Origin of the sequence: Pseudofrankia coriaricola (genome assembly GCF_032027725.1) — a bacterium.
GTDB lineage: Bacteria > Actinomycetota > Actinomycetes > Frankiales > Frankiaceae > Pseudofrankia.
In genome coordinates, this window is sequence record NZ_JASNFO010000001.1 from 142,654 (window position 1) to 160,300 (window position 17,647).

General features: G+C 72.4%; 15 protein-coding genes. 12 read left to right on the top strand and 3 right to left on the bottom strand.

Going from position 1 to position 17,647, the window contains the following annotated elements:
* Positions 1 to 46 precede the first annotated feature (46 nt).
* The gene (locus QOZ89_RS00585; RefSeq protein ID WP_312622662.1) at positions 47 to 961 is read right to left on the bottom strand and encodes a hypothetical protein; all 915 of its coding nucleotides are present in this window, start codon (positions 959 to 961) and stop codon (positions 47 to 49) included.
* A 1,208-nt stretch (positions 962 to 2,169) separates the two neighbouring features.
* Here QOZ89_RS00585 and QOZ89_RS00590 point away from each other — a divergent pair.
* From QOZ89_RS00590 to QOZ89_RS00645, 12 genes are all read left to right on the top strand, one after another.
* Positions 2,170 to 3,177, top strand: coding sequence for a transglutaminase-like domain-containing protein (locus tag QOZ89_RS00590; RefSeq protein ID WP_312622663.1), 1,008 nt, complete (start codon positions 2,170 to 2,172; stop codon positions 3,175 to 3,177).
* 11 nt (positions 3,178 to 3,188) lie between these two features.
* Complete coding sequence (locus QOZ89_RS00595) at positions 3,189 to 4,298, top strand: ferritin-like domain-containing protein (protein ID WP_071049387.1); 1,110 nt, start codon at positions 3,189 to 3,191, stop codon at positions 4,296 to 4,298.
* Positions 4,295 to 4,984, top strand: a complete 690-nt coding sequence (locus QOZ89_RS00600; RefSeq protein ID WP_312622664.1) for an SGNH/GDSL hydrolase family protein — start codon at positions 4,295 to 4,297, stop codon at positions 4,982 to 4,984. Before QOZ89_RS00595 ends, QOZ89_RS00600 begins: the two co-directional genes overlap by 4 nt.
* Positions 4,981 to 7,116 (top strand): iron-containing redox enzyme family protein, encoded by a 2,136-nt coding sequence (locus QOZ89_RS00605; protein ID WP_312622665.1) that lies wholly within the window; start codon positions 4,981 to 4,983, stop codon positions 7,114 to 7,116. The genes QOZ89_RS00600 and QOZ89_RS00605 overlap by 4 nt, the downstream gene beginning before the upstream one ends.
* Positions 7,113 to 8,264: an acyl-CoA dehydrogenase family protein gene (locus QOZ89_RS00610; protein WP_071049390.1), complete on the top strand. Its 1,152-nt coding sequence runs from the start codon at positions 7,113 to 7,115 to the stop codon at positions 8,262 to 8,264. Before QOZ89_RS00605 ends, QOZ89_RS00610 begins: the two co-directional genes overlap by 4 nt.
* Positions 8,265 to 8,472: 208 nt before the next feature.
* A complete protein-coding gene (locus QOZ89_RS00615; protein ID WP_312622667.1) occupies positions 8,473 to 9,768 on the top strand; it encodes a lysine N(6)-hydroxylase/L-ornithine N(5)-oxygenase family protein in 1,296 nt (431 codons plus the stop codon).
* Positions 9,768 to 10,832 carry an NAD(P)/FAD-dependent oxidoreductase gene (locus QOZ89_RS00620; protein ID WP_083418786.1) on the top strand — a complete coding sequence of 355 codons (1,065 nt, stop codon included), beginning with the start codon at positions 9,768 to 9,770 and terminating at the stop codon, positions 10,830 to 10,832. The genes QOZ89_RS00615 and QOZ89_RS00620 overlap by 1 nt, the downstream gene beginning before the upstream one ends.
* Positions 10,829 to 12,817 (top strand): class I tRNA ligase family protein, encoded by a 1,989-nt coding sequence (locus QOZ89_RS00625; protein ID WP_312622668.1) that lies wholly within the window; start codon positions 10,829 to 10,831, stop codon positions 12,815 to 12,817. The genes QOZ89_RS00620 and QOZ89_RS00625 overlap by 4 nt, the downstream gene beginning before the upstream one ends.
* Entirely contained in the window at positions 12,814 to 14,316 is a 1,503-nt protein-coding gene (locus QOZ89_RS00630) for an AMP-binding protein (protein WP_071049393.1), read from the top strand. Before QOZ89_RS00625 ends, QOZ89_RS00630 begins: the two co-directional genes overlap by 4 nt.
* A gap of 151 nt (positions 14,317 to 14,467) precedes the next feature.
* Complete coding sequence (locus QOZ89_RS00635) at positions 14,468 to 14,731, top strand: acyl carrier protein (protein WP_116271546.1); 264 nt, start codon at positions 14,468 to 14,470, stop codon at positions 14,729 to 14,731.
* 3 nt (positions 14,732 to 14,734) lie between these two features.
* Positions 14,735 to 15,334, top strand: coding sequence for a GNAT family N-acetyltransferase (locus tag QOZ89_RS00640; RefSeq protein WP_071049395.1), 600 nt, complete (start codon positions 14,735 to 14,737; stop codon positions 15,332 to 15,334).
* The gene (locus QOZ89_RS00645; protein WP_312622669.1) at positions 15,331 to 16,371 is read left to right on the top strand and encodes a C45 family autoproteolytic acyltransferase/hydrolase; all 1,041 of its coding nucleotides are present in this window, start codon (positions 15,331 to 15,333) and stop codon (positions 16,369 to 16,371) included. The genes QOZ89_RS00640 and QOZ89_RS00645 overlap by 4 nt, the downstream gene beginning before the upstream one ends.
* A gap of 103 nt (positions 16,372 to 16,474) precedes the next feature.
* Here QOZ89_RS00645 and QOZ89_RS00650 read toward each other — a convergent pair whose 3' ends face one another.
* Both QOZ89_RS00650 and QOZ89_RS00655 read right to left on the bottom strand, forming a co-directional pair.
* Positions 16,475 to 16,930 carry a nitroreductase/quinone reductase family protein gene (locus QOZ89_RS00650; RefSeq protein WP_198543279.1) on the bottom strand — a complete coding sequence of 152 codons (456 nt, stop codon included), beginning with the start codon at positions 16,928 to 16,930 and terminating at the stop codon, positions 16,475 to 16,477.
* Positions 16,931 to 16,990: 60 nt separating this feature from the next.
* Positions 16,991 to 17,614 (bottom strand): TetR/AcrR family transcriptional regulator, encoded by a 624-nt coding sequence (locus QOZ89_RS00655; RefSeq protein ID WP_071049397.1) that lies wholly within the window; start codon positions 17,612 to 17,614, stop codon positions 16,991 to 16,993.
* Positions 17,615 to 17,647: the final 33 nt, after the last annotated feature.

Here is a 17,647-nt window from a genome sequence, read left to right on the forward strand (position 1 = left end):
CCGGACAGACGGCCGCCCGTCTCGGCGCCGCTGAACCGCGCGAGGATCATGGGCGGCTCGCGAGATCGTCGAGGACGACGGGCAGGGATGCCTCGCACTCGGTGTCGTGGGGGGCGGGCGGTCTGGTCGGGGCGGGCAGGATCGCCAGGCGGGCGCGCAGCAGGAACGCCGCCGCGGTGTAGAGCGCCTCGTCCTCCTCCTCGTCCTCCTCGTCGAAGAGGTCCTCGTCGTCGGACGGGCCGAACAGGTCCTCCTCGCCGTCGAACGGGCCGAACGGGCTGTCGTCCTCCAGGTCGAGGCCGGCGGGATGGACGGCCTCCCCGTCGAGGTCCAGCTCGAGTTCCACGCGGTCATGGTCGGCCCGCGCGGTGAGCGCGTTCTCGGTTCGCCAACGGAAGTCCTCGGCGGTCAACGGCGTGGTGCGCAGCTCGATGCCGTCGGCGCGCGCGTCGGCGCGGATCTCGTCGAGGACACCGTCGATCTCGTCGGCGTCCATCGTGGCGATGTCGATCGCGGCGCCGCAGTCGTCGGGGTCGGCGCTGAGCAGGAACGCGTGCGCCCGGCCGGCCCGCTCGAAGACGCCGGTCAGGACGACCACGTCGGTCGGTTTCTCATCGGTGAGCAGCTGGAACCGCGTCGCGGTCAGCGGCTCGGCCAGGTCACCGGCCCAGCGGGGCAGGTGGGTCCCGGCGGCGGCGAGCCGGTCCGCGGTCGCGCCGAGGGCTTCGCGGACAGGACCGGGCGCGACGGCGCGCAGCGCGAGGGTCACCGCGAGGGCCTGCCTGCTCGGCTTGCGGGCGAAGCGCGGCAGGACCTTCTCGACGACGGTCCGCAGAAGCTCGCCGTCCGTCTGCTCGTCGACCGAGGCGAAGATCGCGCCGAGCATCTCGGCCTCAAGCGGGTCGTCGGTGCGCAGCAGGCTCCTTCCCGAAGTCAGAAGCTGGTCGCCAAGCTGGCGCACCCGGTTCTGCTCCTCCCGGCAGGCCGCGCAGCGGCAGCCTCCGGGTCGCTCCGGCTGGTGCGTCTCCTGGTGCGCACGGACCGCCGGCGACCTTGACGGCCCGGTGCGCTTCCGGGTGCGGCTCATAGATCCAGTGTGCCCGTTGCGGGCGGCCACCAGTCACCGGGCGCGGCCCGGGCAGGTGGGAGACGAGTGCCGCAGTATCCGGTCAGGAACATGGCAGATCGAACTCAGCCGAAGATGCCGGAGAAATGGTTCTCCGTCCGCTGGTCGGACGGTGCGCTGAAGTTCTTCGCCGTCCGGTCGGACCACACCATCAGCCCCGAGCGCCGGCCGGTCCCGTCGTCGGCGGATCAATCACGGCTTGGAGGTGCCGGGACGTCATGGTATGACTGCAATTAGTAGCCAGTTGCAGCTCGGCCTTGAGTGATCATGACGAGCGGCCTGGAAGCAGGATCTTTACCGTCTTGAGGCAGTGCGTTCCCCCGTCCTTCGGCCCCGACGCGGCTGGCCCTCAGGTGGTTCACCGGTCGGTACGGCGTGCGGACAGTCATGCCGGCGGCACTCGGACAAGGCGGTACCGCACTGGAGTCATCCTGATCAACTCCACGTCACCCCTCGCGGCCGACCGGGCGCAGCCGTGGTTGGTCATAGTTGTGGGCGTCGATCGTTATCCGCCCAGTACATTCCCGGCCGCCCCTGGCCGTCGGCAGGATCATGGAAATCGAACGGCTGATTGGAGATAGGTATTCTCCTTGCCGCCCGACGTGATCCCGTGATTCGCTTCCACCCGTTCCATCGACAACCGGGGCTTCCGAACTCATTCTCGTCTTGTTACCGACACTGTTGTTGACAGGATTCCTGGTGAGTGCTCCTCGGCGGGCGATGGGCGCGGGCGTCCGTCAGTGGGCACTTCTCGCCCTTCGAACTCGTGTAGCCGAACAACTACGCAAATGTGCGGACCGGTGGCTTTTCCGCCACCGCGACGGGCCCTGACGCCTGGCCGGTCGTGGCGGGCCGGAGGAAACGGCTCGCGCCGACGGACGTCGGCAGAGTGGCCACCGCCCCGCACTTCCGTCCTGCCTCCGCCCGGAGCGGCGCGCACTCGGGCCGCTCGGCGTCACACCGCTCGCCACCACCGGCAAGGTCGCCACCAGGCAGCCGTGGACCTCCACCAGCAGACCGTGAAGGACGCCCTATGAGTCCCTGTGAGTAGGCAGACCCTCGAGGACCTGGGCCGCGGCCGCGCCGGTCAACCGGATCTCGGGTGGCGGCGCGCGCGGCTCGGTTTCGAGCCGACCCCGCCCGACCTGGCCGTCTTCGACACCACCCTCGCCGCCGCGGCCACCGTGCTGTGCGCCGACGAGGCCGCGGTGGCCGCGCTCGGCCTTCCCCAGGTCGGTGGCCTGCTGGACTTCACGGACGTCGCCAACGCGGCGCTGCACTCCGGGACGGGCACCACACTGCCGGAAATGGCCAGGCGGCTGCTCATGCGGTTCGCGGCCGGCGAGCCCGACCGGTGGTACGCGCCTCTGGACTGGACGGTGGCGGTCCACCAGCCGCCCACCGGCGAGACCCTCCAGATGGCGGTGCCGGATCTGGACGCCGAGGGCGTGGAGCTCCTGGACGACCCGGCCGCCGACCTGCCGCGACCGGTCGTCCCGGATGGGCATCAGGCCGATCCGTACCAGGTGCGGGTCCGGCTCACCGGTGAGCGGTACGACGTCACCGACCGCCGGATCCACGCCGCGTTCGACGACGTTCTCGCGGCGCTCCACGGCGGCGCGGTGCACTACCAGGCGATCGCCGAGCCGCTGCGCGCCGACCACCGGCGGTCCTGGGAACTGGGTGTCGCCGACTGCGTCGTGGCCGGGAGGGTGCTCGCCGACCGGCTGCGGGCCGAGGGATTCCAGGCCAGGGCGCGCCGCGGCTTCCTGCTCGGCCTCATCGGCAACGACCACGGCTGGTGCGAGGTTCACCTCGACGGCCAGTGGCGCCCGTTGGACCCCGTGTTCGCCTACCTCGCGGCCGAGCACGGTCGGGACAGCGCGGCGAGGTTCGAGACGGCCTGCCGCGGCGGCCGTTTCAACCGGGTGCTGCCGTGCGCGGTGGCCGAGTCGGCCGCGCTGTTCCTGTCGCCAGACGGCTCGCCCGCCCCGGCCTGGGCCGTCGCCGCCGTGTCCTCACGCCTGCGGCGCGCCGCCGCGCGGGCCTGAGGAGAATGGTCATGGAGCCGGACACGATGGCGCGGCTGGCCGGGAACTGGGCCGTTCCGCTGGGTGGGGACGCGCTGTTCACCTGGGACTACAGCGCCGGCACCGAGCAGATGCTGGACCTGTACTCCCGCGGCAAACAGCGTCAGTGGGACGCCGAGCTGCGGCTGGACTGGAGCCACGACGTCGACCCGGACAACCCGCTCGGCCTGTCCGACGAGTTCGTCTGGATCGCCGGCTCGCCGGTGTGGGAGCGCCTGCCGGACGCGGAGCGGGTGACCGTCCGCCGGCACCTGGCTGGCTGGCTCTACTCACAGTTCCTGCACGGTGAGCAGGGCGCCCTGGTGTGCTCGGCGAAGGTCGTCCAGTCGGCGCCGGACATCGCCTCGAAGTTCTACGGCGCCACCCAGGTGATGGACGAGGCCAGGCACGTCGAGGCGTTCCAGCGCATGCTGCAGACCAAGATCAAGGTTGAGTATCCGATCTCGACGGCCCTGGGCGGCCTGCTCGAGACCATCATCGGGGACGGCCGGTGGGACATCACCTACCTCGGCATGCAGGTGATGATCGAGGGCCTCGCGCTGGCGTCGTTCAGCATCCAGCGCGACCGGATGCGCGATCCGCTGGCGCGGGCGCTCAACGCCTACGTGCTGCAGGACGAGGCGCGTCATGTCGCGTTCGGGCGGCTGGCGCTGCGTGACTACTACGGCCAGCTCAGCGCCGCCGAACTACGTGAGCGCGAGGACTTCGCGGCCGAGACGTGCTGGGTGCTCAAGGACCGGTTCACTGGCGAGGAGATGTGGCGCAACCTCGACCACGGCGCCGAGGAATGCATCGCGGCGGCCAACCGCTCGCCGGCCCAGCGGGAGTTCCGGCGCCGGCTGTTCAGCCGGATCGTCCCGACGCTGAAGGACATCAACCTGTTCGGTCCCAGGATGCGGGAGACCCTGCGCGCGCTGGGCGTGCTCGGGTTCGGCAAGGTGGACGGGGCGGAGCTCTCCGCCGAGGACGAGCGGATCGCCGACGAGATCGCCGAGGCGGAGCTCGCCGCCCGGCGGCGGGAGGTCTCCTCGGCCGTCGCCCGCGGTGCCGGCCCCGCTGACGACGGCGAGGCCGCGGAATGACCGAGCCGACCGAGGCCACCGACCCGTACGTCACCCCCACCGAGGCCGGCGTGCAGCTGCTGGCGGGCGCGCCGTGGAAGCGGATCGCCGTGATCGGCGACAGCATCTCCGCCGGAGTGCGCGAGGTCGTTCCCGGCTACCAGGACCTGTCCTGGGTGGACCGGATCAGCGCCGTGCTGCGCCGGATCCACCCCGACTTCGACGAGATACGGCTAGCCCGGCGCGACGTGACGCTGGCCGAGATCCGCCGGGCGCAGCTGCCGCCCGCCCTGGACTTCGCGCCCGACCTGGTGTTCCTCTCGGGCGGGGGCAACGACTTCATCAGGCCGGGCTTCGACCCGGTCGTCGCCCGCGCCGAGCTCACCGAGATCGTCTCCGGGGTCCGGGGGAGCGGTGCCGACATCCTCACCATCGGCATGCTCGACATCAGCCGGGCGGGCGTCGTCTCGGAGCGATTCGCGGGACCGATCGGCGAGGCGACGAGGATCCTCACCCGGATCACCCGCGAGGTGTCCCAGGAGCACGGCGCGATCTTCGTCTCGTTCACCGACCATCCGCTCTGCGCCGACCCGGGTCTCTACTGCGGCGACAAGCTGCACCTCAACTGCCGCGGCCAGGCCTTCGAGGCCACCGAGAAGATGTGCGCGCTCGCCGCCCACCTGGCCGCGAGGAGCCAGGTCTCATGATCGACCCGACGACGTCGCTGCCGCCCGAGCCGTTCGAGTGCGGCCCGGCCGCCGCCGCGCAGGCGGCCGCGCTGGTCGCCGGGCCGCCGGGCGCGCTCTACCGGGTGCTGCTGGTCGAGCAGGAGTCCGAGGCGGCGCTGGTGGCCGCCCGCCGGGTGCTCGCCGCGTTCCTGCCGGATGGCGCGGGCCTGGACCGGGATCGGGTGCTCGCCGAGCTGGCCGACGCCCGCGCCGCGATCGCGACGGCCGCCGCGCGGCTGCGCGCCGCGTCGGCGGAGACCCTGGCCGCCGTGCTGCGCGAGCGGGCCCCGCTCGCGCTGATCGAGGGCTGCTGGCTCGACGCCGTGTCGCAGCCGGCGACCCAGCCCGCCGTGATCGTCAACCGGCTGCTCGCCGAGCGACTGGAGATCCTGGGCCATGGCGTCGCCGAACGCACCCTGGCCCAGCGCCGCCGCCGGCTGCTGGACGACCACGGCGTGCTGCTCCCCGGCCTGACGTCTCCCGACTTCCTGGCCGGGGCGCGGGCCCGGCCGCTCACCGCGGTGACAGGCGCCTTCTACCTGGCGCTGTCCCGGCTGCCGGCCACCTTCCTGCCGGAGGTGGTCGGCGCGCACTGCGCCTTCCGCGCACTGGGCACCGACACCGGCCTGTCCGGGATGAACGGCCCCGGGTACGACCCCGCGCCGCTGCTGTCGGAGTACCTGGCGCTCACCGAGCGGGCACCCACGGGCCCGGCCGACAGGGCCCGGCTGCTCGCGGCCATCCAGCTCGTCGTGGGCCTGGAACGCGCGCACGTCGCCATGCTCGCCGAGCTCGCCGGCTGGCACGAGGGCCTCTCGCTAGACGACCGCATGGCGCTGATCGTCGCCAGGCACGCGCCGTACGCCGGCCGCCAGCACGACAACGTGCAAATCTCCGGTGTAGCGCTGCGCGATCTGCTCGCCGGCCCGGACTTCGACGCCGCGGCGCTCGTCCACCGCCTCCGCTCCGCCAGCCAGCTGAGACCGTCGCCGTCCGGCGGTTGCCGCTTCACCAGGGCGATCAGGTTCGGCGGACCGATGTTCGGGATCTTCGACGAGGTCGAGGCGCGCACGATCACGCGGTGGGCGTCGGCCGTTGCCAGCGGCGACGAACCACGCGCCACGCTCGCTCCCTGTACCGCGGGGGACGACGAGGCCGCCGCCTGGCGGCGCGCGCTCGTGGCCGCCGCTCCCGGCGACGTCGTCGTCGCCGAGCCGGCGGTTCTCGACGAACGCCGGTTCCTTTACCGCCTGGTCAACGTCGAGCGGTTCCCGGGCGTGCTGGCCGCGGCCAGGACCCGCGTCGAGCGGGTGCTGGCCGCGGCCGAGGCGCTGTTCGAGCTGGGCGCCGCCGGGCGCTACACCGACGCCACCTGGTTCGACTACAGCCCCGTGGCGCTGCGGCGACGGATGGACACCATCTACTGGACGAAGCTCGTCGAGCCGTTCCGGCCGCTGACCGACATCCCACCGCGGGACGAGGTGATCAACAACCAGAAGCGGTTCGCGCTGGGCAACCTCGTCGACGGCGCCTGCACACACCGGATCGGCGCTACCGGCCGTGACCGGCCTGGCGACGCCGCGCTGTTCGCGATCTACGCCGACGAGATGGGCCGCGGAGACGTCGCCAAGAACCACATCACGCTGATCCACCAGGCCCTGGCCAGCATGGACATCCAGCTGCCGCACCTGCGCGCGCGGGAGTTCCTCACCCAGACCGAGCTGCCGGACCTGGGCTACCCCTACGCCACCTACCAGCTCAGCCTGGCGCTGTTCCCGGACTCCCACTACGAGGAGATCCTCGGCTACCACCTCGGCCTCGAGATGTTCGGCCTCGGCGAGCTACGGCTGCACGAGGTGCAGAAGCTGCGCCACCACCGTATGGACACCGCCTACGAGTCGGTGCACCTGTCGATCGACAACGTCTCGGCGGGCCACAGCCGCCAGGCGGCCGACCTGATAGTCGACCACCTCGACCACGTCGGCCGCGCCGCCGGTCCGGCCGCCGTCGAGCCAGCGTGGCGGCGGGTGTGGCGCGGCTACGCCTCGTTCGCGCTCTTCGTCGAGCCGCGGCTGGCCCGGCGCCTGCTCGCGGGGCGGGGGGCGCCGTGAGCCTGGACGCGGAACTGGTGGCGCTGCCGTTCTACGAGCAGCGGCACCGAGAGCTGGCCGAGTCGCTGCGCGGGTTCTGCGACACCCACCCGGAGCTCGTGGTGACGGCCCGCGCCGACGCGCCGGAGAAGTACGCCGCCCGCGTCCTGCGTGCGCTGGGGGCCGCGGGGCTGCTCGACCCCGCCGACCTGCGCAGCCTGTGCCTCATCAGGGAGGCTCTTGCCTACACCGAGGACCTGGCCGACTTCGCGTTCTCCATCCAGGTCCTCGCCGCCTGGCCGATCCGGCGCCATGGCACCGACGAGCAGCGGCGGCGCTGGCTTCCCGGGATGGCGCGCGGCGAGCTGGCCGGTGCGTTCGCGCTGTCCGAGGAGCAGGCCGGCTCGGACGTCGGGGCACTCGCCCTACGCGCCGTGCCCGAGGGCGACGGGTATGTCCTGGACGGGCACAAGACGTGGATCGCCGGCGCCGCGGGAGCCGACGTCTTCTGCGTGGTGGCCCGCACCGGCGAGGGCCCGGCCGCGCTGGGCCTGACCGCCCTGCTCGTGCCGGCCGGCACACGGGGGCTGCGGATCGAGCCGATCGACCTGGTCGCGCCGCGTGACATCGCCCGGCTGGAGTTCGACGGCTGCCGGGTCCCGGCCGACGCGGTGCTGGGCGCCCGTGGCGGCGGGTTCGTCGTGGCCATGGAACTGCTCGAACGGTTCCGCCTCACCGTCGGCGCCGCGGCGCTTGGCTTCGCGCGCCGGGCCGCCGACGCTGCCCTGGTGAGGGCCCGGCAGCGGGCGGCGTACGGCGGGCGGCTGTTCGACCTGCCGACGGTGAAGGCCACCTTCGGCGACATCGAGGTAAGGCTCAACGCCGCCGCGCTCCTGGTGGCCAGGGCCGCCTGGGAGGCCGACCGGGGCGCCCCGCTGGCGAGGCACTCCAGCATCGCGAAGCTGTACGCCACCGAGGCCGCCCAGCAGGTCGTGGACGCCGCGGTGCAGGTGTACGGCGCGGCGGGGCTGGTGCGCGACAGCCTGCCCGAACGGCTGTACCGGCAGATCCGGTCGCTACGGATCTACGAGGGCGCCTCCGAGGTGCTGCGGCTCGCCGTCGCCGACGCGCTGGGGCCGCGCGGCCGGGACGGTGCGCTCGCCCGATGACACCGCCGGACCGTCCGGACCGCTACCCACCCTGCCCACACCACTCCCTGCCCACACCGCTCCCTGCCCGTAACACCCCCTGCCCGTAACACCCCTCTCCGTCCGCACCACCCCCCTTCGACGCCGGGTGGTCGGCGAACCCGCCGCCGGTCGACGTGACCGCGCTCGACGACCTGATCTCGCCAGACGCTGAAAGCGAGCTCTACTCATGGGGAGTACGTCTCCGCGGTACCGCTGTGTCGGAATCGGCGCCGGACCAGCGAACCTGAGCCTCGCCGCCCTGCTGCACGGTGACCCGGCGACGCCAAACCTGATCATCGACCGGAAGGCCGAGTTCAGCTGGCACGACGACCAACTCGTCCCGGGCGCGACCCTCCAGGTGTCCTTGTTCAAGGACCTGGTCAGCCTGTCCGACCCGACCAGCCCGTTCTCGTTCATGGCCTACCTGCACGACCGCGGGCGGATCTACCACTACCTCAACGCGCGGTTCGACAACGTGCCCCGAGAGGAGTTCCGCAACTACCTGCGCTGGGCCTGCGGCCGCAACGAGAACGTCGTCTTCGGCGAGGAGGCGCGGTCCGTCGACTTCGTCGACGACGCGTTCGTGGTGCGAACCGACCGGCGCACCCTCCGGTCGGACAACGTGGTGGTCGGCGTCGGAACCGCGCCGTGGGTGCCGCCGTTCGCCCGGCGGCACCTGGGCGGCGCCACCCAGTTCCACGTCAGCGAGTTGCGGTCGAAGGCCGTCGGCCTGCGCGACCGGCGGGTGGCGGTGATCGGCGGCGGGCAGTCCGGGGCCGAGGCGTTCCTCGACCTGATCTCCAGGCCGGAGAGCGAGCTGCCTCACCGGGTGTCGTGGCTGTCCCGGCGGCGCAACTACTTCCCGATGGACGACTCGCCGTTCACCAACGAGTTCTACATGCCCTGCCACTCCGACTACTTCGCCGACCTCGACCCGGCGGTGCGGACCGAGTTCAACATCCAGCACGTGCTGACCAGCGACGGCATCTCCGAGGCCACCGCGCGCAGGATCTACCAGCAGGTCTACATCCACCGGTTCATCACCGGCGCCCCGCAGCTCGCCGGGCTCTACCCCAACCGTGAGGTGGTCAGCGTCGAGGCGTGCTCGCCCGACGGCTGGAGCATCTCCGCCCAGCACAACGACCTGGCGGGCGGGCTGGAGATCTTCGAGGCCGATGTGATCATCTGGGCCACCGGTTTCCGGCCGGCTCGGATGGACTTCCTGGCGCCCCTGGAAGGGCGCCTGGAGCGGGAGGGCGACGAGTACCGGGTCGACGCCGACTTCGCCGCCCGCTGGGACGGCCCGGCCGACCGGAACCTGTTCCTGCAGAACGCCACCCGCGCGCAGCGCGGCCTCGCCGAGGTGAACCTCAGCCTCAACGCCTGGCGCAGCCAGCGCATCGTCGACCGGATCCGTGGCGTCCGGGCCAGGGCACAGGACCCGGCGTTCGTCGAGTGGTCACCGAAGACGGGAGCCCACTGATGGGCCAAGGGGCGTGCGATCATGGCGAAGCCGCGCGCCCGGAGGCCGCCGCCCAGGCGACGCCGACCGTGGACGCCGACATCGTGGTGGTCGGTGCCGGAGTGGTCGGCTGCCTGGTGGCCACCGAGGCGATGGCCCGCGAGCCCCGGCGGCGGGTGACGGTGATCGACAAGGGGCTGGTCGGGGGAGGGGCCTCCCGGTTCTCCGCCGGCCTGCACTTCCCCCGCGGGGCCTCCGCGCGGGTGCGGGCCATGGCCGCCTACAGCGGGCGCTGGTACGAGGAGCTGCGCCGGCGAGACCCACAGATGCCCATCCACCCGGTCGGCATGACCGTGGTCAGCGCCGACGAGGCCTCGGTCCGGGAGCACTATCTCGCCGAGGTCCGGCTGCGCCCGGTCGACGGCGGCTGGGACTGCGACGGGGCGCAGTACGCCGACGTCGGCGCGCTGACCCAGCTGCTGGCCGCCCGGCTGCGCGACCGGGTGACGATCCGTGAGGGCACGGCGGTCACCTCCGTGAGTCCGACCGCGGACGGCGTCGTTCTCACGCTGGGCACCGGCGCGCGGCTCACCGCCAGCCGGGTCGTGCTGGCGCCCGGCCCCTGGCTCGCCTGGCCGGAGCTGCTCGCCCCGCTCGGCATCCGCGTCAAGAAGGTCGTCGCCCTGCACGTCGAACGACCCGCCTCCCTGACTGACCGCGCGACCGTCTTCCACGACGAGGACGCGTTCCTGCTCCCGCTCGCCCACCGTCGCCACTGGCTGTTCAGCTACACCTCGACCGACTGGGACGTCACACCCGACGCGCTGGCCGGCGGGCTGTCCGCCGAAGACCTCGACCGCGGTCGGGCGCTCCTGGCGCACCACGCCCCGGCGCTGCGCCCGCACTGCGTCTCGGGCCGGGTCTTCTGCGACGCGTACAGCCCTGACCGTGCGCCGATCGTGCGCCCGATCACCGCCGACGGCCGGGTGATGTTCGCCGGGGCGGCGGGCGGTTCCGGCTACCGGCTGGCCCCCGCGATCGCCGCCGAGTGCGCCGACTGGCTCGACGAGGAGGACAGTGCATGATCATCGAGCGCTATGACGCCGCCGCGCTCTCCCAGGCCTTCGGGATCGACATGGCCTCGGTCGACGGGCTGGGCTCCGCCGCCGCCTGGGGCCGCGTCGCGCCCCACAGCGTCTCGATGCACCACCGGCACGACGAGACCGAGCTGATCGTCGTCGTCGCCGGCCGCGGTGAGGTCGTCGTGGGCGCGGGGCACCACCCGGTCGAGGCGGGTACCGCCCTGCTGTTCGAACCGTTCGAGGACCACGTCGTGCGCAACACGGGGGACCGGGATCTGGTCTTCCTCAGCCAGTACTGGCGCGACGGCGCCCGCGCGGTGTCCTCGGCCGCGCCGGTGACCAGCGAGCATCGCGGCCGGCCGGTGTTCGTCTTCTCGACGCCGCCCACCCCGAACGGCGACCTTCACCTCGGCCACCTCGCCGGGCCCTACCTGGGCGCCGACGTCTACGTCCGGTTCCAGCGGATGCACGGCGCCCGCGTCTGGCACCTGACGGGCAGCGACGACTTCCAGTCCTACGTGGTCGACCGCGCTCGCCGGGAAGGCAGGTCGAACGCCGAGACGGCGGCGCACTACAGCGCCGAGATCGCGGAAACCCTGCGGCTGATAGACATCTCGCCCGACCAGTACACCGCGACGAGCACCGACCCCACCTACGTCCCCGTGCTGAGGGACTTCTTCACCGGGCTGGTCGAGCGCGGCGCGATCGCCGCGGCGGACGGCCCCGCGCTGTTCGACCCGCGGACCGGCCAGTACCTCTACGAGGTGGACGTCCGCGGCCGCTGCCCCGGCTGCGGCCAGACCACCGGCGGCAACATCTGCGAGGAGTGCGGCGAGCCGAACACCGTGGCCGACCTGGCCGACCCGGTCGCCGCGCCGTCCGGCCAGGCACCGACCGCCGGCACGGCCCGTCGCTACCTGCTCGGGCTGCACGAGCACGCCGGCACGGTGCTCGACCACCACCGCCGGGGCCGCGTCCCGGCCCGGTTGCGGGAGCTCGCCGCGCGGCTGTTCCGCCGGGAACGCATCGACCTCCCCGTGAGCCACCCCAGCGACTGGGGCGTCACCCCGCGCGAGGCGGACGGCGCCGGCCAGGTGATCTGGGTGTGGCCGGAGATGGCCTTCGGTTTCCTGTATGGCATCCAGAAGCTGGGCGAGCGGCTCGGCCACGGCTGGACGGCAGCCGAGCCGGCCGACGACTGGAAGATCGTCCATTTCTTTGGCTACGACAACAGCTTCTACCACGCGATTCTCTACCCGGTGCTCTACCGGCTCGCCCTGCCCGGCTGGACACCGGACATCGACTACCACGTCAACGAGTTCCTCCTCTACGACGGCCAGAAGTTCTCGACCAGCCGCCGGCACGCCATCTGGGGCAAGCAGATCCTCGACGCCGACAGCGTGGACGCCGTGCGGTACTTCCTCGCCCGTAACCGCCCCGAAGTGGAGCGGACGAACTTCACGCTCGCCGACTACGAACACACGCTGTCGACCAGCCTGATCGGTACCTGGCAGTCCTGGCTGAACGACCTCGGCTGGCGGGTCGCCGACCGCCACGGCGGTGTGGCGCCCGACGCCGGCAACTGGACGCCCGAGCACGCCGGGTTTCTCGGCCGGCTGGAGGCCCGGCTCCGCGCGCTCACCGCCAGCCTGCGGCCCGGCGGGTTCTCCCTCAACCAGGCCGCCGCCGAACTGGACGCGCTGGTGGCGGACGCGTCGCGGTTCAGCCGCGCGGAGGATGGGCTGGCGCGGGCCGGCGGCATGCCGGACGAGACGCGCACGGCCACGGCGCTCGAGCTGGCCGCCGCCGCGCTGCTCGCGCGCGGCGCCGCGCCGGTGATGCCGCGCTTCGCCGGCCGGCTGGCCGAGGCCCTCGGCCAGCCGCCGCCCGACCGGTGGCCGAGCACCGTCGAGCTGATACCGCCGGGCAGCAAGCTCACCCTCGCCGACGCCACGTTCTTCCGCCCGACCAGCGGGAACCTCTCGTGATCAACGAGCTCCTGGCGTCCACGCCGGACCGCGGGACCCTGCACATCAGCAGGCTGGCCGGCACCCGCGAGGTCCCGCTCGCCGAGGTCTGGCGGTTGTCCGGTCTGGTCGCGGCCGGCCTGCGTGCCCGCGGCCTCGGCGCGGGCGACCGGATCGGCATCCTCGGCGCCAACAGCCTCGAATGGGTAGTGCTCGACCTGGCCGCCCTGCGCAGCAAGGTCGAGACCGCCGGCCTGGAACCAGGCAAGTTCATGCCCACGCGCGAGCTCATGCGCCGCTACGGCCTGTCCCTCCTCTTCACCGACCGGCCGTGCGACGAGCCCGGCGTCGAGCAGCTCGGGACGCTGCTCGACGACCTGACCGACCTGACCGGCGCGGCGCAACCGGCGCCGGCGACGTACGCCCCGGACGAGGTCACCACGATCAAGTTCACCTCGGGAAGCACCGGCACACCCAAGGGCCTGGGCGCCACCATCGGCAGCGTCGACAGTTCGCTGAACGCCGTCCAGGACATGTTCGGCCATGGCCCCGGCGACAACCTGCTCGTGTTCCTGCCGTTGTCGTTGCTCCAGCAGCGCTACTGGGTGTACTCGGCGCTGCGGTACGGCCATGACGTGACGGTGTGCACCTACGAGGCGGCCTTCGCGGCGCTCACCCAGGTACGCCCGACCGTCGTGATGGGCGTGCCCGGCTTCTTCGAGGGCGCCCGCAGCCAGATCGAGCGCCGCGCCCGGCGCACCGGCCTGGACCTCGCCGAGGTGGCTCGCGACCTGTTCGGCGACCGCATCCGCTACCTGTGGACCGGCTCGGCCCCCGCCGATCCCGCCACCCTCGCCTTCTTCAATCGGCTCGGGCTGCCGATCTACGAGGGCTACGGTCTCAACGAGACCTGCATCGTGGCCAAGAACCACCCGGCGGCGCACCGCGAGGGCAGCGTGGGCCGGGTGCTGCCGGGCAAGCAGGTGATCGTCGACGACGACGGGGTCATCCACGTGCGCGCCGAGCACCCGGTGAACCGGCGGTACGCCTACTGCGAGCCCGGCGACTCCGAACGCGTCTTCGGCCCTGATGGCACGGTCCGCACCGGCGACCTCGGATATCTCGACCCCGACGGCTTCCTTTTCATCCTCGGCCGCGCCGATGACACGATCGTGCTCGACAACGGCAAGAAAGTCATTGTCCGGCAGATCGAGGAACACCTGAAGGCCAGCCCGGCCATCGCGGAATGCGTGCTCTACTGCCCCGCCCAGACGGAGCTGGTGGCGGTCGTCTCGCCCGCGTCGGCGCCGGCGGACACGGCCGCCATTTCGGCGCAGCTCACGGCCACGAACCGCGCGCTCAGCGGTGACCAGTACATCCACCGCGTCGTGGTGGCCGACGAGCCGTTCAGCATCGACAACGGCCTGCTCACCTCGCAGTACAAGCCCAGGCGGAAGCAGATCCGGGCGCGCTACCTGCGCGAGATCGGCGACCCGAGGAAGGGAATCCATGCTGCCTGACCCAGCCAAAGACGCTCCCCCAAAGATCGGCTGGCGCCGATCTTTGGGGACCCCGGCGGCGACAATGGCGAAGCCTTGCGCGGCCGGAGGCGTACCAGCCGACCCAGCCAAAGGCCGCGCGACAATGGCGAAGCCTTGCGCGGCCGGAGGCGTGCCAGCCGACATCGAGGCCGCGGCCCGGGAGAACCTGGCGGCGGTGCTGACGTTCGACGTCGCCCCCGCCGACCTGGCGAGCGACGTCGACCTGACCGGCACCTATGGGCTCACCTCACTGAACAAGGTTCTTTTCCTGACCTCGCTGTGCAGGGACACGGGCGTCGACATCGCGCGCCTCACCGAGGACGATCTGGCGGGAATGCACACGCTGCGCGACTGCGTGGACATCCTGTCGCCGCACCTTCCGGCCGGGACCTGACCGGTGGCCTGGAGCACGGACGGTCCGGCCGTCCTGGGTAACGACCATGTCCGCCTCGCGCCCGTCACCGAGCCCGACCGGGAACCATTGCGGGCGATCGCCCTTGACCCGGACATCTGGCGGTACTTCGTGTCCCGGGTGGAATCCGACCCCGACTTCGACGCGTTCTTCGACGCCACGCTGGCCGATCACCGAGCCGGCCGGCGATGTGTCTTCGTCATCACCGACAGGCGCACCGGCCGGGCCGCGGGCAGCATGAGCTACGGCAACCTGTCCGAACCGGACTCCAGGCTGGAGATCGGCTGGTCCTGGCTCGGCCGCGACTTCCGCGGCGCGGGGATCAACCGGTGGGCCAAGTTGCTGCTGCTGGAGCACGCCTTCGAACGCCTGGGCGCGTTGCGGGTGGAGTTCAAGACCGACGTGCTCAACACCCAGGCCCGGCGCGGCCTACGCAACATCGGCGCCGTCGAGGAGGGCGTGCTCCGCAGCTACAACCCCATGCCGGACGGGCGCCGCCGCGACGCGGTCTACTACAGCGTCCTGGCCGAGGAATGGCCGAGCCTGAAGAAGACACTCAGCGAGCACCCGAAGGTGCGCCCGTGACGGTGCTGGTCAGGGCCGACGGGGAGCCGGCGGAGCTGGGCAGGGCTCACGGGGCGGCACTCGCGGGCCGGCTGCGGTCGTTCATCGACGACGACGCCTGCCGGCTTGGCCGGCTGCTCCCCGAGCCGGTGACGGTCGACGGCCTGCGCCCGACGATCGCCCGGTACCGCGCCCAGATCGAGCGCGCCACACCGCGGCTCGCCGAGGAGGTCGCCGGGCTCGCGGCCGGCGCCGGCCTGGACGAGGACGAGGCCTGGCTGCTCCAGCTTCGACGCGAGATCCTCGGCTACACCAAGATCCCCACCTCGGGAGACTGCACCACCTACGCGCGGGACGCCGGCCCTCTGCTCGCCCAGACCCCTCTGCTCGCCCAGACCGTCGACCTCAACGGCGGCCTGGACGACCAGATCGCCGTGCTCGACCTCGCCTCGCCGATCGGCCGCTCGCTCGTGCTGAGCTTCGGGGGCCTGCTCGGATACCTCGGCCTCAACAGCCGCGGCCTCGCCGTCGGGCTCAACCTCGTCCTCGGCGGCGACTGGCGGGCAGGCCTGCCCCCGTACCTGGCGATCCGGCACCTTCTCGACACGGCGGCGAGCGTCGAGGAAGCACTCGACGTCCTGGGCGGTCTGCGGCTGGCTAGCTCGCGGTCGCTGACCCTCTGCGATGCCACCCAGGCCGTCTGTGTGGAGATCCTCGGAGACGAGCAGCGGACCATGCGGGCGCCACAGACCGTGCACACCAACCACTTCCTGCACCCGGACCTCGCCGCCCACGACGAGATCAACGTGTTCGCCCGCAACTCCTCCGTCCGCCGGCTCGAGGCGGCCAGGGCGGCGCTCGCGAGCGCGGGGACGGAGCCCGAGGAGCACCTGGCGCTGCTGTCCGCACCGCCGATCCGAGTACCGGACAGCCGCGACATCCGGCGCGAGCGCACGGTCGCGGCGGCGGTCCTGCTGCCGGGGCTTGGCGAACTACGCCTTCGGCCCGGTGACCCCGCGCTGTCCACGACCGAGACATTCCGGCTGGAGCGGCGGTAGGGGCGGCGCCCCGGCACTCCTCCGGCGCGTCCGGCGCGTCCGGAGGGGTCGCGGACCGTGGCCGACGCGGCCTCGGGCGCGTCCGCGTACGGGTGGGGCGCGGTCAGGTCGAGCGGGGGGCCAGGCGGATGACCGGGAGTTCGCGGTCGGTCTTCTGCTGGTATTGGGCGAAGCGGGGGGAGTTGGCGGTGATCCGCTGCCACGCGTCATCACGCGCCCCGCCGTGGAGCTGCTCGGCGGTCACGGCCACCTTGCGGCCGGCCGTCTCGATCTGGACCTCGTCCGGGTGCGCGGCGAGGTTGTAGTACCAGGCCGGGTTGCGGGGCGCGCCAGCGGCCGACGCCACGATCAGCCAGCTGCCCTCGTCGCCGGGGAAACAGGCGACCGGGGTCTCGCGCGCGGTTCCGGTCCTGCGACCGACGGTGGTCAGGACCAGGGCGTCGGATCCGCCCGCCTGGCCGCCCTTGCGGATCCTCTTCGCCATCAGTTTGTTCGGCAGGTTGACCCACTTGCCGGGCTGCCGGGCGCCGCGGGTGCCGTTCTGCGTGTCGAAGCTCATCTGACTACCTCCACAGGGCCTGTGTCGTCCTGACAAGACCTGTGCCCATCATCACGCGATTCACCGCGCGGCTGTTCGGTGACCTAGGGGATGGCGCGTCGACGGGGCGGGAATGCCCAGCGCGCCGCACGCGGCGGCGAGTGTCGCGGCGCGGACGGCGGTCGGGTCGTCGTCCGGGTCGGCGTGGACAAGCCCGGCCCAGATGGCGCCGACGGCGGCCCGGGCCCTGGCCCGGGCCGCCGTGTCCGGCTCGGCCTGGCCGGACAGCAGCTGCAGTATCCGCCGGGACAGGTCGGCATGCTCGGCGGTCGCGGGGCGGTGGGTGACGGACGGGTCCTGGGTGAGGACACGGATCAGGTCCAGGTCCGCGCCGGCGATGTCGACGTAGGCGGCGAGCAGCGCGCGGCGGGCGGAGGGGGCGGCGCTCAGTGGCGTCCCGGTGACCAGCGCGCGCATCTGCTCGACGAAGGGGGCGGCCAGCGCCTTCAGCAGGTCGTCCTTGGTACGGAAGTGGTAGTACAGGGCGGCCTTGGTGAACCCGAGCCGCTCGGCGAGCTCGCGGGTCGTGGTGGCCGCGAAGCCCTGGGAGACGAACAGCTCCCGCGCCGTGCTGAGGATCTGCTCTCGGGTGCCCGCCGGCGGGGTCACGCCGCCCGTCAGAGCCGTGGCGGCAGTGCTGGCCATACGGGCTTTCTCCTCATCGCAGTGTCCGTCGCC

What these genes read in the sequence shown, in the direction of transcription:
- QOZ89_RS00600 (WP_312622664.1), top strand. Translation starts at nt 4,295, where the DNA reads ATGACCGAGCCGACCGAGGCCACCGACCCGTACGTCACCCCCACCGAG.
- QOZ89_RS00620 (WP_083418786.1), top strand. Translation starts at nt 9,768, where the DNA reads ATGGGCCAAGGGGCGTGCGATCATGGCGAAGCCGCGCGCCCGGAGGCC.
- QOZ89_RS00625 (WP_312622668.1), top strand. Translation starts at nt 10,829, where the DNA reads ATGATCATCGAGCGCTATGACGCCGCCGCGCTCTCCCAGGCCTTCGGG.
- QOZ89_RS00615 (WP_312622667.1), top strand. Translation starts at nt 8,473, where the DNA reads ATGGGGAGTACGTCTCCGCGGTACCGCTGTGTCGGAATCGGCGCCGGA.
- QOZ89_RS00650 (WP_198543279.1), bottom strand. Translation starts at nt 16,930, where the DNA reads ATGAGCTTCGACACGCAGAACGGCACCCGCGGCGCCCGGCAGCCCGGC.
- QOZ89_RS00655 (WP_071049397.1), bottom strand. Translation starts at nt 17,614, where the DNA reads ATGGCCAGCACTGCCGCCACGGCTCTGACGGGCGGCGTGACCCCGCCG.
- QOZ89_RS00605 (WP_312622665.1), top strand. Translation starts at nt 4,981, where the DNA reads ATGATCGACCCGACGACGTCGCTGCCGCCCGAGCCGTTCGAGTGCGGC.
- QOZ89_RS00595 (WP_071049387.1), top strand. Translation starts at nt 3,189, where the DNA reads ATGGAGCCGGACACGATGGCGCGGCTGGCCGGGAACTGGGCCGTTCCG.